Source organism: Luteimonas salinilitoris, assembly GCF_041300785.1.
Lineage (GTDB): Bacteria > Pseudomonadota > Gammaproteobacteria > Xanthomonadales > Xanthomonadaceae > Luteimonas > Luteimonas salinilitoris.
In genome coordinates this window covers 24412-39555 of sequence record NZ_JBFWIB010000001.1, presented here as the reverse complement: position 1 = coordinate 39555, position 15144 = coordinate 24412, and the positions used below count along the sequence as shown (strand labels likewise).

Sequence of the window (15144 nt, the reverse complement as noted above, 5' to 3'; positions counted from 1 at the left end):
TCATTCTTTTTCTGGATTGGGGGGTCCGGATTGTCGAGGAGGCTCCCTTTCATGACTCACGCTCTCTGCCGTGCCATTCGGCATTCGCTGCTTGCCACCGCCCTCGCCGGCACCGCGCCCGCCGTACTGGCGCAGGAACCCCCGGCCACCGAGCCGGACGCCACCACCCTCGGACGCATCGAGGTGACCGGCTCGCGCATCCTGCGCACCGACACCGAAACCGCCTCGCCGGTGCAGTTGATCCAGCGGGAGGACATCGACCGTAGCGGCGAACGCACCCTCGGCGAATACCTGCAGACGCTGACCGTCGATGGTTCCGGTTCGGTCCCCAAGAGCTTCGGCGCCGGCTTCGCATCGGGCGCTTCAGGCATCTCGATGCGCGGGCTGGGCGCCGGATCCACGCTGGTGCTGATCAACGGCCGCCGCATCGCGCCCTACGGCCTGGCCGACGACGGCCAAAAGGTGTTCACCGATCTCAGCATCATTCCGCTGGAAGCGGTGGAGCGGGTCGAGGTGCTGAAGGACGGCGCGTCGTCCATCTACGGCTCCGACGCCATCGCCGGCGTGGTCAACGTGATCCTGCGCCGGGACTTCACCGGGACGGTGCTCACCGGCTCCTACGGCATGTCCGAGGAGGGCGACGGCGACGAGCGCAAGGCTTCGGTGACCTGGGGCACGGGCGACCTGGCGGAGAATGGCTACAACTTCTTCTTCAGCGTCGAGGCGTCCAAGAGCGACGAGATCTTCGCGCGCGACCGGCGCGGCCGCAAATGGATCGGCACCGGCGACATCCGTCCCTGGGGCTATGACATCCAGGATTTCGGCGGCATCACCGGTTTCATTCCCGACGGCGGAACCGGCACCAACTCCCCGGTCGGCAACGCCGAAGGCCCGGACGGGTGGGCGTCCCTCGACCCCTCTCCCGAATCCTGCGCACTGTTCTCGAGCGTGACGCCGCAGGACGATCCGAACGGCGGCTGCATGTGGGATACGGCCCAGATCCGCAGCCTGCAGCCGGAGCAGGAGTACATCAACTTCTTCTCGCGCGGCACCTTCGCCCTCAGCGACACCTCCGAGATCTACACGGAGTTCGGCTACGGGCGCAAGAAGAGCTCGTTCCACAACACGCCGTCGGGCGTGTCCGGCGCCTGGGCATCGCCGGAGGGCGGCGCGATCAACGCCAGCAGCGGCGAGCAGGCGACCGTGATCGGCGCCGAGCACCCAGACAACCCGTTCGGCGTGGACGCGCGCCTGCGCTATGCCGCGTTCGACGTGGGATCGCGCCGGAACAGCGTCGACAACCAGTTCGTGCGCTTCCTGGTCGGCGTGCGGGGCTACCTAGGCGAATGGGATTACGATGTCGGCTACCTGCATTCGGAGACCGACCTGGAAAGCGAGCGCAGGGGCTATCTGCGCTACAGCGCGGTGCAGACCGTGCTGACCGATCCCGACAGCCCGGTCGGCTGGTGGCGGCTGGGTGCGAATGCCGGCGAAAACTCGCAGGCGCTGTACGACTTCATCTCGCCCACGATCCGCGCCAACGCGGAGACCAAGCTCGATGCATTCGACATCAAGGCTTCGCGTAGCCTGATGGACCTACCCGGTGGCGCCCTGGGGCTGGCGGTCGGCGCCGAATGGCGACGCCAGACGGCGATGCTCACCCCGGTCACCTTCACCGACCAGAGCGAGATCATCGGCCTGGGCTATTCCGCCTACGACGGCGACGAGACCGTCACCGCCGCCTATGTCGAGCTGCTGGCGCCGGTGCACGACACCCTGGAACTGTCAGGCGCTCTGCGCATGGATGACTACAGGGACGGCGACACCGCATTCACGCCGAAGTTCGGCGTCAAGTGGACGCCGATCGACTGGATCGCGCTGCGCGGCACGTACGCGGAAGGCTTCCGTGCGCCGAATCCAGCCGAGACCGCGGGTTCGTCGGTCGGCTTCGCGACCGCCAACGACCCGGTGCGATGCAGCATCGAACCGAGGCCTTCCAACTGCCCGCCCGGCGTGGCTTTCATCAACCGCCCGAACCCGGACCTGGAGCCGGAAGAATCCAAGAGCTACACGGTGGGCCTGGTACTGCAACCGACGCAGACCACGACCCTGACGCTGGACGCCTGGCAGATTGAGCGCGAGAACGAGATCACCACCCGGAGCCTCGAGGAGGCATTGCGTCTCGGCGACTTCATCCGCGACGACGATGAAGTCCCGGGCTTCCCCGGCAGTGGCACCCTCCTCGCCGTTTTCACCAACTACATCAATGCCAGCGCCACCACTGTGCGCGGCCTCGACCTGGATGTGCGCCAGTCGTTCGACCTCGGCAACGCCGGGACCTTGGCGCTGGACCTGCAGTGGAGCCGGATCAACTCCTACGAGCGCGACAGTGACGGCACGGTCTCGCAATGGGCCGGCACTCACGGCGACTGCAACGTTACCAACTGCATTGGCACGCCCAAGGATCGAATCAACTTCGGCGCCACCTGGGACATCAACGATTTCAGCCTCAGCAGCGTGGTCAACTACCGTGGCGAGATGGACAACGTGTTCGAGGAGAGCGACGAGCGCTGCGCATCAACTTTTGCCGATGGCAGCGACGCCCCCGGCGACTGCGAGATCCCATCGTTCTACACCGTCGACCTGTCCGGCAGCTGGCGGGCGACCGAAGCGTTCGAACTGTTCGGCTCGGTGCAGAACGTCACCGACCGGGTCGCGCCACTCGATCCGACCACCTACGGTGCGCTCAACTACAACCCGCTGGACTTCAGCGGCGCCATGGGCCGATACTTCACGCTGGGAATGCGCTACACCTTCCTCTAGGGCCTGTTAACACTAATTGATATACTAGGCGCATGGAACTGACTCCTGCGCAATTCCGCCGCATCGAAGATTGTCTGCCACGGCAGCGCGGCCGCGTCTCGCTCGAGAATCTACAATTGCTCAATGCCATGCTGTATGTGGCTGAGAACGGCTGCAAATGGCATGCATTGCCCGAACGCTTCGGCAACTGGCACACGATCTATACGCGCCTGAATCGCTGGGCCAAGGCTGGCGTGCTTGATCGGGTGTTCGCGCGGATGCAGGCCGAGCAACTGGTCAGGATTCGGTTGGAATCGATCAGTCTGGACAGCACCTTGGTCAAGGTGCACCCCGACGGCACCGGCGCACGAAAAAAACGGCGCACAAGCCATTGGCCGATCCCGAGGTGATTGGACCACCAAAATTCATTTGGCTGCCGCGGATGATCGCCGTGTCCTCGCCTTCTCCCTGAGTCCGGGCCAAGCCGGGGACGGCCCCTCCGGTCGAGCGCTGATGCGCACGCTGGCGCGGCCCAAGGATCCCTGTCATCTGATCATGGACTGCGCCTATCAGGGAGATGACACGCGACAATTAGCGCTGGAACTGGGGTTTAACCCAGTAGTGCCACCCAATCCGCAGCGGCTGCAGCCCTGGGAATACGATCGCGAGGTCTACAAGAAGCGTAACCACGTCGAACGGTTGTTTCGGCGACTGAAGGGCTTCGCCGGATCTTCAGTCGATTCGACAAGCTCGATCTGATGTTCGTCGCCTTCATACACCTTGCGCTGATCGCAGAGGCTTGCTTTAGTGTTAACAGGCCCTAGGCCGGTACGCGTTGCGCAGCCCGCGATCCGCCCGCCGCTCCCGTCACTACCAAGCGGGGCCGGCGGGCATCTCCCGTGCTCCAACAGCAACGTGGGATCTGACATGCGCCATCGCGCAGGCGCCACAGGTGCACAAAGCGCGGCTCCGCCACCGAAATGTGGCGGATCTTCCGCGCCCGTTGAAAGCTCAAGTCCTGAGGCGACGCCGGGAAAATCGTTCCGCGAGCGAACGTTGTCGCCGCGCAGGAAAGCTGATAGAAGGAACCCATGCAAGGGTTGCGGCCATCGATCGGATGGCCGGGGAACTCAGGGAGCCGGGCCGCATCGGGCCGGAAGAGAAAGGGGAACATCGAAATGTCGAATCGATTCGTCTCATGAACGAGCAGCTTGGTCCTGCGCGTTTATCACTTTTTAGCTGCAACCGGGCGACCCAGGTTCGGTCACCTGTGGCGAAGGGGTTAACCATGTCTTGGTCCGCAATCCGGAATTCGTTATTGCTGGTATGCAGTCTGCTACTGCCTTTGTCTGTTCAAGGGCAGACGTACACCAAGACAGAAAATATCGAGTATCACGACAACCTCGGCAAATGGGTCCTGGGTCAGCCCGCCAAGCTGACGGTCAACGGCATCGTCGCCTCGCAGACCGACTATGACGCCACCTATGCGCTGCCGACCAGGTTCTACAGCTTCACCCTGCTCAAGCAAACGCTGACCTACGACACGAACGCCTCGCTGGCCAGCGGCCAGCGCGGAACGGTCAGGACGGTCGTCGACGGCGGCAACAACACCACCACGCTTGGCAGCTGGTACCGCGGCATTCCGCGCGCGATCACCTATGCGGATGGAACGTCGCAGTCGGCAGTGGTCAATGCCTCCGGCTGGATTACTCGCGTCACCGACGAGAACGGATTCGCGACCAACTACGCCTACGACCCCATGGGCCGGCTGAGCCGGATCACCTATCCGACGAGCGATACGGTTGCGTGGAACCCAACGACAATCAGTTTCGCGAAGTCAGCAACAGGCGTCTATGGGATTGCGGCTGGTCATTGGCGGCAAATCATTGCAAATGGCGACAGCCGCAAGGTGACGTACTTCGATGCGCTATGGCGGCCACTGGTCGTGCGCGAATACGACAACACCAAAATTGCCGCGACGGAACGATTCATCCGCTATGCCTACGACCATGAGGGCCGAGTTACCTTTGCTTCCTATCCCAGCGCGAGCTACAACCCGACTGCAGGTACCAGGACCGTGTATGACGCGCTGGGCCGGCAGACGTTGGTGACGCAAAGCAGCGAACTAGGGCTCTTGAAAACGACGACAGAGTATCTCGCCGGCTTTCAGACTCGCGTCACGGATCCACGGGGCAATCAAACGCATTACCGCTACTTGGCTTGGGATCAGCCCACGACTGACTTCATCACCCGAATCATTCAGCCGGAAGGGGCCTATACCTACTTCGGACGCGACGCGTTCGGCAAACCTCTCTACATCACCCGGCGCACCGCGGACGGCAGCGTCAGCGTGGCTCGGCGCTATGTCTACGGCGGCGCAGGGCGGCTCTGCATCGTTACCGAGCCGGAGACCGGTTCGACGGTCTACGGCTTCAACGGGGCCGACTTGCTGGTCCAAACCGCGGCGGGGCTGACGCTCCCCAGCGGAATCAGCTGCCGCAACGCCAAGACCCAGGCCTGGTCGTCCGGCCGGCGCGTGGACCGGAGCTACGACAAGCGCAATCGCCTCACGTCCGTGATCTACCCGGACAACCTGGGCAATACGAGCTACAGCTACACCCCGGACGGCCTATTGGCGCAGGTGCTTGTCGACAATGTCGGCAGCGGTCTGGTCTATAACAACTACATTTACAACAAGCGCCGGCTGCTGACCGGCGAGTCGATGGACTGGAACAACATCAGCTACGGCATCGGCTATGGCTACAGCGCCAATGGACACCTGGCCTCGCACGCCTATCCGGGCGGCGTGACGGTGGCCTACGCGCCCAATGCGCTGGGCCAGCCCACCAAGGCCGGTGCGTGGGCGACCAACGTGAGCTACCACCCCAACGGGGCGATCAAGCAGTTCACGTACGGCAATGGCGTTGTTCACACGATGACGCCGAACAGCAGAGGCCTGCCCGAGCGTATTCGCGATGCTTACAGCGGAGCGACCAACCCGGTCTTGCCCGTCGACGAGAGCTACGACTACGATGGCAATGGCAACGTGGCCGCCATCAGTGATGCCCGCACCGGTCAACGCGGCAATCGCGACATGGTCTACGACGGACTCGACCGGCTGACCCGGGTGGATTCGTCGACGTTGACGTTCGGGACGGCGCTCTACACCTATGACGTGCTGGACAACCTGCGCCGGATCAAGGTGGGATCCACGGCCATGCGCCCGGCACGCGACCACACCTACGAGTACGATGCACGGAACCGGCTCAGCCGCATCGTCAACACCACGGGCGGGGCCACGGTGAGCAGCCTGGGCTACGACCTGCAGGGCAACATCACCAGCCGCGCTGGGGCCAGCTACGACTTCGACTTCGGCAACCGGCTGCGCAGCGCCAACCAGGGCGGTACGGTCAGCAGCTATGTGTACGATGGCCACGGGCGCCGAGTGCGCGATTACGTGGGCGGCACCAAGTACACCCAGTACAGCCGCGACGGCACGCTGATGTTCGCACGCAACGTCCGCGGCACCAATACCAACGAACAGTACATCCACCTGGGCGGCCGCCTGATCGCGATCCGCTCCCACAACCGCGACACCGGCTCGGTCGTGACCCAGTACCAGCACACCGACGCACTGGGCAGCGTGGTCGCCCGGAGCAGCCATTCGCGTGGCAGCGTCATCTACAGCGAATACGAGCCCTATGGGGCGCTGAGCAACCGGCCCAACCATGATCGGCCGGCGTATACCGGACACGTGCAGGATGCCGCGACCGGGCTGACGTACATGCAGCAGCGCTATTACGATCCGGTGATCGGACGGTTCCTCAGCGTAGATCCGGTGGGGGTGAACACCGGTAACGGAGCAAACTTCAATCGGTACTGGTATGCCAATAACAATCCATACAAGTTCACAGATCCGGACGGACGGCAAACCATTCCGCTCGCCGCCAGAATTGGGACGGATGACCCGCAGCTCACGCAGTCCTATCTAATGGCTGAAGGTGATCTTACGGTATCCCTGCTTACCGGAACCGATGCAAGTTATGTAGCGCCCACAGGAAGCGGTGCTGTCCAATCTGCAGTCACTCCAGCTGAATTTTCAGTAGCCGGCACCGCTGTGCGGGGCGTCGGATCGCTAACAAATTCGGTGAGGGGCGGTGCTGCGGGTATTGCGAATCCGGTTCCCGCGACAATGGCTCGCGTTATTCCAGAAGGAGTTCCAGCGAATACATTGGGTAGGCCTGGCGCACCTGATGTTTTTGTGACTGCTGCAGATGACATTTCGGGAATGAATGCATCACAAATTGCTAATCGACTAACAATTGAATCGAGCCCAACAGGATTCAGGATCTTCGAATTTCAGACGCCTCAGTCTGGTGTTGCATCACCTGTTTTCAGAACTAACCCAGGATTTTTAGGCGGTGGAAGGACTGCCGGCGGCGCACGTGAATTCGTTCTGCCGAATATGCCAATCCCACCTAACGCTACAGTGCGGACGGTGCCATGAAAATTTCCCCAAACGAAACGTTAATCACAGGGCGCTGGATTGAGCATAAAGGGCAATTAGTTGGCGACGACACTTGCAAACGAATTAATGAGCTCATCAGAAACTATCTGCATGAAATAGGAAGAGACCCAAGTGGATGGGATGCACTATATAGGGACCCTCAGGACGCGAGATTATGGGAGTTAATTTACCCAGAGAGTGAGCTACACGGTGGAGGGCCTCCCCAACTCCGCTGTCTAACATACGGTGAAGCAGAAGAAAAATACGGCCTAGCTATTACTAAATCACTTCGGCCTCCACCCTAAACCTTAAGAAGGTCGCGGTGCGCTGCTTTGCGCTGGGATGAACAAGAAGGCGGTGTAGCGGATCTGGTTGTCTGCCAGTACGAGGTACGTTGGATGAGATGCGATTCTCGGTCTAGACATGAGTGAACTCTAGTCAATTTTTTTACAAGTCTAACGGGAATCCTGATATTAGTTGTACTGGCAGCGATGTTCATTTTAGTAAAAGTTCACGCAAAAATATCTGCAATATATGGCGCTGCGCAACGAACAAATGCTTGGAGAACGTTATGGCCTTTTGTTTACTTTCGATCGCAAAGTCCGGCGTCTCACGCAGTGAGCTGCAAGGCAGGTCAAGTTTGAAATTTGAGCGATTCCTGGCCGCATGGGCTCTGTGCTGCCTTTGTGTAGCTACGGCGAGCAGTCAAACTCGGCACCCGTTTCAAGAGTACTCAGAGGTGATCGCCGCCACAAGTAGACAAAACCCTCTCGACGGGAGCGCCTTCGGTGATCAAATATCGCTCTTCACTGGATCCACGGAGTTCGTGGTAAACGATATTGAGGTAAAAGGGAATTCAGGTCTTCCCGTGACTCTCGGGCGAAGATTTATCGTCCGCGATAAAGAAGGATCCGTTGGGGATCTAACTCCATTCGCAATTCAGGGATTTCATGATTGGGATATTGAAATTCCGTATATATCCGGCACGTTCGATAAAATGGAAGGCTGGGTTGTCGGTAACTCTTCTGATCCCCATCGATTGAAGCGGTGCAGCACTGTCCGGCGGCCCTTTGTCGGCGCTCTCGATACGGTCGTTTGGAATAAAGTGTGGATGGGTTACGATCTTCACATTCCGGGCATGGGTGAAGAAAAGTTGCTTTCAGCCATGCCGGGAGCATACGGATCACCTAACGACGGCCAATCTTATCCGTGGGTCACTAAGAGCAATATTCGTCTTCGCTGCCTTAACTCCACAGAAAACGGTTACCCTGGGGAAGCATTTGTTGCGATTACTCCTTCGGGAACAAAGTACTTTTTTAATTGGGCGATCGAGCGTAGTGCTGCACCTATCAATGACGGAAGTACGCTCAGCCATAATCCAACCCGTCAGAGGAAACTTGTTTTTTTGCTGGCAACAAGAATCGAAGACCGCTTTGGAAACTTTGTGAACTATGAGTTCAGCGGAAACAAAGTCACGTCTATTGTCTCGAGCGACGGAAGGTCGATTACACTTAATTATGCAGGCGAGAAGATTGTAACGGCGACTTCCAGCGGCCGTGTATGGCGCTATGATTATAATTCAACAACCGGTGATCTTCTAGAAGTCAAATTGCCGGACGGCTCCTCTTGGCGCTATGAAAAAAATGGAAACTTAAAGGAATTTCGCGTTAATTACGTTGCCGTAAATAATCCAGATATTTATGACGTCTGTGATCCGCCACCTGGATTCTGGAATGGCCCGTTTACGTACACAATCACACATCCTAGTGGAGCAAAGGCCTCCTATACATTTGATCATTATCGGATACGCCGGGGCGGAGATCAGTGTTATCCGCCGCCGGGTAGCTATACATCTTTTTTTGATACATGGGCAATTTCGTCTCGAACTTTGATGGGACCTGGTCTTCTGTCGCAAACTACTAATTATACAATCAGGCGGCCTGGCGGCAGCAGTGGCTGGACTTCAACGGTTGCACATCCTGACGGCACGACCGACCTTTACCTTTTTGGCACGTTGATTGAGCGCTTGAGTGGAACAGAAATAAGAAGTAACGAAGGACTCCTGCTAAAGAAGCGCACGCTTTCTTCGTCAGGCGCTGTGGTAAACGAAGAAACAATCGAATACCAATATGATCCGCATGAACAAACTGCGTATCCAAAGCGGATCGGTGGGAGCTTGCATAGCGAGCATTATTTCGAGGGGCGCATAGCACCGAAGAAGAAATCATCAATCGCGCGCAGTGGCATGCTCTTCTCGGAGGCTGTATTGACGTTTGATTCGTTTGCTCGTCCCATCTCTAGGAAAAAGTACAGCGAGACAGTTCCCTGATTGAGAAAATTTATTGAGGAATTAGTCGCCCCTGAAGAACTTGCTAGAGTCTGGACGCATAGTGATTTTGCTGCCGCAGGGCGTACTGCAACTGCGGGACTTCGCTATTCTGAGCGCGGTTTTCGTGCAGCTGAAGAGCATCCACCGAAGCGTTCGAACTGTTCGGCTCGGTGCAGAACGTCACCGACCGCGTCGCCCCGCTGGATCCGACCACCTACGGTGCGCTCAACTACAATCCGCTGGACTTCAGCGGCGCGATGGGCCGGTACTTCACCCTCGGGGTGCGCTACACCTTCCTCTAGGCCAACGCGCGTCCTGCGCCGCACTCCCTGCCGGTCCCGCCGCCATGCGCGGCGGGACCGACGGATGTTCCCGAGGCTCCGGCAGCGATCCATCGATCCCGTCGACCGCCCTTTTCCGGCGCACGATCACGTGGGCTGCAGCAGGTCCCACAGGTTGCCGTACAGGTCGAGGAACACGGCGACGGTGCCGTATGCCTCCTCCTTCGGCTCGCGGACGAACACGATGCCCCTGGATCGGTAGGCCTCGTAGTCGCGCCAGAAGTCGTCCGTGTACAGGAAGAGGAACACCCGACCACCGGTCTGTGCGCCGATGCGGGCCTCCTGCTCCGGGCTAGACGCCCGCGCCAGCAGCAGTCCGCTTCCGGTTGCGCCGGGCGGCGACACGACGACCCATCGCTTGGACTGCTCGGGAACGAAGCTGTCCTCGACCAGCCGAAACCCGAGCTTGCCTACGAAGAACTCCAGCGCCTCGTCATAGTCGCGGACCACGATCGAGACGAGACCGATGTTTTGCTTCACTGAACAACTCCCAGTGGACTCCGAAAAAATAGCACCAAGCCAAGCCCACGGGGCAGCGGGTTGCGAACCGTCGCTGGTTCGCCGTCATGGACCGCCCCTTGTGGGAGTGGTGGCGGCCTGCCGCCACCACTCCCACAGAAGAGGCGTGCGCCACCTGGTTGCCTGCTGTATGACCGGTGATGGCACGAATCAAAGATCGGCCGGAGCGCTTCAGCCCGGCGGCGGTTCCGGCTCGATGTCGAAGTGCATGACATCCTCCCGCACCCCCATCTTGGTATACAGCGCCACGGCAGGATCGTCGCCGTAGTCGGCCTGCACGTAGATGACGTAGGCGCCGATTTCCGAAGCAATGCGCTTGAGCTCGTTGATCAACGCGGTCGCGATTCCACAGCGGCGATGCGTTTCCGCCACGGCCAGGTCGTAGATGTAGATTTCCTTGCGGGCCTGCTCGAACTTCGGCAGCACGTAGGCAGCGAGTCCTCCCACGGGCTTGTTCCGGTCCAGGGCCGCAACGGCGACAAAGCCGGGATTCGCCAACAGTTGCGCAAGGTAGTCCGAATCCGGCTGGTGGTCCGAATAGGTCGGCACATCGTCGAATGCCACTCCGAGCATGTGCAGCATCGAGCGCATCAGTTCGACGTCATTTGGCGCCAGCCGACGCACTTTGGATGGGGTCATTGCAAATATCCTCTTCCGCCCGACCCGTGAACTGATCCGATCCCGAGTGGATTCCTGGGCCACCCGGCGCGTGGCGAGCCAGTCGATTGCAGAACCGACGAGTGCATCCTGATGCGGTTCGGTTCGACGGACTGCCGCGCCGCCGTCTAGCGGCCACGGAAATACGATGCCTGAAGGAAGCGTAGCGCAGCAACGATCTGATCGACACGCTGGCCGGAGAGCGATCCGATGCGATCACCCAGGCGAATCTTGTAGATCGATGAGATCTGAGAGGCCATCACGACGCTTTGCCTGCCCAGACCGCCTTCACCCGGATCCAGCAGAACGCCGCCGGGCTCCGATGCGCGGTTGAGGTTCGAGGTCAGCGCGCAAACGACGACGGAGGCGATCCTGGAGCGGTTGAAGACGTCGTCCTGCACGATGACGTGAGGGTGTGGCGAACCTGGTATGGCGCCTTTCGACTCGTCGGGCGCAACCCAGAAGATGTCGCCCCGGTTGATCGGAAACCCGTGCCGTATCGCCTGCTCTTTCGCTTCTCTGTCCATTACGAATCCGATCGCATCAGCGACCCAACGCTTGAGTTGAGCCGATCGGCGAAATTGCTTCGGCTTGCATGCCAGTCATGCTGCGATAGCGCCACAGCGCCACGTCCATGGGCACGGCATTTTCTTGTTCGGGCGATGCGCGTTGGGGGTCAGAGGATATAGCGGCTCAGGTCCGGATCCTCCACCAGCTCGCCCAGGTGCTCATCGACATAGGCGCGGTCGATGGTCACGCTGCCGCTCCTGTCGGGGGCCTCGAAGCTGAGGGTGTCGAGCAGGCGCTCAAGCACGGTGTGCAGGCGGCGGGCGCCGATGTTTTCCTGGCGCTCGTTGACCTGGGCGGCGATCTCGGCGAGGCGGTCGACCGCCTCGGCCTCGAAGCGCAGCTCCACGCCCTCGGTCTTCATCAGCTCGACGTACTGGGTGGTGAGCGCGGCGCGCGGCTCGGTGAGGATGCGGACGAAGTCCTCCTTGGTCAGCGCCGCCAGTTCCACGCGGATCGGGAAACGGCCCTGCAGTTCCGGGATCAGGTCGCTGGGCTTGGCGACGTGGAAGGCGCCGGAGGCGATGAACAGGATGTGGTCGGTCTTGACCGAGCCGTACTTGGTGCTGACGGTGGAGCCTTCCACCAGCGGCAGGAGGTCGCGCTGCACGCCCTCGCGGCTGACGTCGCCGCCAGTCATGCCTGATTCGCCGCGCTTGGCGACCTTGTCGATCTCGTCGATGAAGACGATGCCGTGCTGTTCGCAGGCCTCGATCGCTGCGTCGCGCACCTCGTCCTCGTTGATCAGCTTACCGGCCTCCTCCTCGACCAGCTGCGGGCGCGCGGCCTTGATGGTGAGCTTGCGGGTCTGGGTCTTGCCGCCGGAGAGGCTGGAGAACATCTGCCGCAGCTGCTGGCCCATCTCTTCCATGCCGGGCGGGGCCATGATGTCGACGCCCACCTTCATGCTGAGCTCGAGTTCGATCTCGCGCTCGTCCAGTTCGCCGGCGCGCAGCTGGCGGCGCAGCTTCTGCCGGGTCTCGCTGCCTTCGCCAAGCGCGCCCTGCACGGCGGAGGGCTCGTCGCGGATCGCCTGCGGATCGAAGCCGATGCCGGTGCTGCGGCGCGGCAGCAGGGCGTCGAGGATGCGGTCCTCGGCGCGCTCCTCGGCGCGGGTGCGCACGCGCTGCTTGGCCTGCTCGCGGTACAGCTTGACCGCCGTGTCGGCCAGGTCGCGGACGATCTGTTCGACGTCCTTGCCGACGTAGCCGACCTCGGTGAAGCGGGTGGCCTCGACCTTGACGAACGGCGCGTTGGCCAGGGTGGCCAGGCGGCGGGCGATCTCGGTCTTGCCCACGCCGGTGGGGCCGATCATCAGGATGTTCTTCGGCATCACCTCGTTGCGCAGGTCGTCGTCGAGCTGCATGCGGCGCCAGCGGTTGCGCAACGCGATCGCCACCGCGCGCTTGGCCTGCTGCTGGCCGATGATGTGGTGATCGAGCTCCTGCACGATCTCGCGCGGGGTCATGGTGGAATTCGCTTCGCTCATGGGGAATAGGGAATCGGGAATGGGGAATGGGTAAAGCGGCAGGTGGGATCAGGAGGTCCGGGTTCGGCGTTGCGGAATCGCTTCTACGATTCTCGATTCCCCATTCCCGATTCCCCGCTCAAAGCTCTTCAACCACCACGTTGCGGTTGGTATAGATGCACACGTCGCCGGCGATCTTGAGGGCCTCGACGGCGATGGCCTTGGCATCGAGCTCGGTGTGCGCATGCAACGCGCGCGCGGCGGACAGCGCATAGGGGCCGCCGGAACCGATCGCGACCAGGCCGTCCTCGGGCTCGATCAGGTCGCCGGTGCCGCTGATGATCAACGAGGTCTCCCGGTCGGCGACGGCGAGCAGCGCCTCGAGCTTGCCGAAGCGGCGTTCGGTGCGCCAATCCTTGGCGAACTCGACCGCGGCGCGCAGCAGCTGGCCGTGCTTCTCCAGCTTGGACTCGAACAGTTCGAACAGGGTGAAGGCGTCGGCGGCGGCGCCGGCGAAACCGGCCAGCACCTGGCCGTCCTTGCCGAGCCGGCGCACCTTGCGGGCGTTGGCCTTCATCACGGTGTTGCCGAGCGTCACCTGGCCGTCACCGGCGATGGCGACGCGGTCGCCGCGGCGCACCGAGACGATGGTGGTGGCGTGGAACACGTCGGGGTTGCGGCTGGGATCCATGCGGCCTCCGGGGTCGAATCCCTTGTGTGGGGATGGAGACGGGCCGAGGCAAGGGGCGGCGGGAGCGGGATATGCCTGGGATCGTGTTTCGGCGCGGCTTCGGGTTCGGGGGTATCGCGCGCGTGGCGCGCTCCTACGAAAAGCAGCGGGGCGGCCGCCTAGTCGGAATCGCCGGGTTCCTTGGCACGGCGGCGCCGCGCACGCGGATGGGCGTCATCGTAGACCTTGGCCAGGTGCTGGAAGTCCAGGTGCGTGTAGATCTGGGTGGTGGCGATGTCGGCGTGGCCGAGCAGTTCCTGCACGCCGCGCAGGTCGCCGGAGGATTCGAGCACGTGGCTGGCGAAGGAATGCCGCAGCAGGTGTGGATGCACGCGCTTGAACAGGCCCTGGCGCTGCGCCAGCAGGCGCAGGCGCAACTGCACCGCGCGCGGCGTGATCGGCTTGCCGCCGCGGCCGGGGAACACCGGCGCATCGGCTGCGGCGCCGGTCTCGGCGCGCCATTCGGCCAGGGCGCGGCGCGCGTGCGAGCCGACCGGCACGCTGCGCTGCTTGCTGCCCTTGCCGAGCACGGTCACCAGGCCATCGTCGAGCTGCAGGTCGCGCCAGCGCAGCGCGCACAGTTCGGACAGGCGCAGGCCGGAGGAATAGAACAGTTCCAGGATGGCGCGGTCGCGCAGGCCGAGTGGGACGTCGGTGGGCACTTCGACCAGCGCCTTGGCCTCGTCCGGGTCGAGCACCTGCGGCAGCTTGCGCGCGCCCTTCGGCGCGCGGATGCCGGCGCTCGGATCGGCCTGGATGCGGCCATGGCGCAGCAGCCAGCGATAGAAGCTGCGGCAGGCCGAAAGGCGCCGCTGCAGGCTCTTCGACGACAGGCCGCGGCGGTACTCGGCGGCGACGAAGTCGCGCAGGCGGGCGTTGTCGAGTTGCACGATGTCATCGGTCCCGTACTGATCGGCCCACTCGGCCAGCGCGCGCAGGTCGCGGCGGTAGGCGTCGAGGGTGTGGGCGGACATGCGTTTTTCGACTTCGAGATGGCGAAGGTAGTCGCCTACCGCGGGGGCGGGCGCGGTATCGGGTCGGCGGTCGCGGGGGACAGCGGGGGTCATCGGGCGTTGCGGTGATTCGATGAGTGCCGGGCGGCGGGGTCGCGGGCCTGGGTCCCGGCCTGCGCCGGGACGACGGCACTGGGGGCCGTGGTGGGGTCGCGGTTGCTGGCGGCGGCGGGAGTCATGGGGTTCCGGGTGGCTTCGTGGCTGCCGGGCG

General features: G+C 62.0%; 11 protein-coding genes and 1 pseudogene. 6 read left to right on the top strand and 6 right to left on the bottom strand.

Annotated features, from left to right (window positions below):
* Window positions 1-51: 51 nt before the first annotated feature.
* The 6 genes and pseudogenes from AB5T46_RS00165 to AB5T46_RS00140 all read left to right on the top strand — a co-directional run bounded on the left by AB5T46_RS00165 (window position 52) and on the right by AB5T46_RS00140 (window position 9940).
* Window positions 52-2823: a TonB-dependent receptor gene (locus AB5T46_RS00165; protein WP_370561721.1), complete on the top strand. Its 2772-nt coding sequence runs from the start codon at window positions 52-54 to the stop codon at window positions 2821-2823.
* Between the two features lie 32 nt (window positions 2824-2855).
* A pseudogene (locus tag AB5T46_RS00160) lies at window positions 2856-3626 on the top strand (IS5 family transposase).
* A gap of 293 nt (window positions 3627-3919) precedes the next feature.
* Window positions 3920-7309 carry a polymorphic toxin type 10 domain-containing protein gene (locus tag AB5T46_RS00155; protein ID WP_370561719.1) on the top strand — a complete coding sequence of 1130 codons (3390 nt, stop codon included), beginning with the start codon at window positions 3920-3922 and terminating at the stop codon, window positions 7307-7309.
* Window positions 7306-7614: an Imm27 family immunity protein gene (locus AB5T46_RS00150; protein ID WP_370561718.1), complete on the top strand. Its 309-nt coding sequence runs from the start codon at window positions 7306-7308 to the stop codon at window positions 7612-7614. The genes AB5T46_RS00155 and AB5T46_RS00150 overlap by 4 nt, the downstream gene beginning before the upstream one ends.
* A gap of 434 nt (window positions 7615-8048) precedes the next feature.
* Window positions 8049-9638 carry a hypothetical protein gene (locus tag AB5T46_RS00145; RefSeq protein WP_370561717.1) on the top strand — a complete coding sequence of 530 codons (1590 nt, stop codon included), beginning with the start codon at window positions 8049-8051 and terminating at the stop codon, window positions 9636-9638.
* Between the two features lie 170 nt (window positions 9639-9808).
* Window positions 9809-9940, top strand: a complete 132-nt coding sequence (locus tag AB5T46_RS00140) for a hypothetical protein (RefSeq protein ID WP_370561716.1) — start codon at window positions 9809-9811, stop codon at window positions 9938-9940.
* A gap of 126 nt (window positions 9941-10066) precedes the next feature.
* Here the strand turns inward: AB5T46_RS00140 and AB5T46_RS00135 are convergent, their stop codons facing one another.
* The 6 genes from AB5T46_RS00135 to xerC all read right to left on the bottom strand — a co-directional run bounded on the left by AB5T46_RS00135 (window position 10067) and on the right by xerC (window position 14987).
* On the bottom strand, window positions 10067-10459 hold the full coding sequence (locus AB5T46_RS00135) for a VOC family protein (protein WP_370561715.1): 393 nt from the start codon (window positions 10457-10459) through the stop codon (window positions 10067-10069).
* Between the two features lie 210 nt (window positions 10460-10669).
* Window positions 10670-11137, bottom strand: coding sequence for an AAC(3)-I family aminoglycoside N-acetyltransferase (locus tag AB5T46_RS00130; RefSeq protein WP_370561714.1), 468 nt, complete (start codon window positions 11135-11137; stop codon window positions 10670-10672).
* Window positions 11138-11283: 146 nt separating this feature from the next.
* Window positions 11284-11682, bottom strand: coding sequence for a type II toxin-antitoxin system PemK/MazF family toxin (locus tag AB5T46_RS00125; protein ID WP_370561713.1), 399 nt, complete (start codon window positions 11680-11682; stop codon window positions 11284-11286).
* Between the two features lie 149 nt (window positions 11683-11831).
* Window positions 11832-13211, bottom strand: coding sequence for an ATP-dependent protease ATPase subunit HslU (hslU, locus tag AB5T46_RS00120; protein ID WP_370561712.1), 1380 nt, complete (start codon window positions 13209-13211; stop codon window positions 11832-11834).
* A 118-nt stretch (window positions 13212-13329) separates the two neighbouring features.
* Complete coding sequence (hslV, locus tag AB5T46_RS00115; RefSeq protein WP_370561711.1) at window positions 13330-13881, bottom strand: ATP-dependent protease subunit HslV; 552 nt, start codon at window positions 13879-13881, stop codon at window positions 13330-13332.
* A 158-nt stretch (window positions 13882-14039) separates the two neighbouring features.
* Window positions 14040-14987, bottom strand: coding sequence for a tyrosine recombinase XerC (gene xerC / locus AB5T46_RS00110; protein ID WP_370561710.1), 948 nt, complete (start codon window positions 14985-14987; stop codon window positions 14040-14042).
* Window positions 14988-15144: the final 157 nt, after the last annotated feature.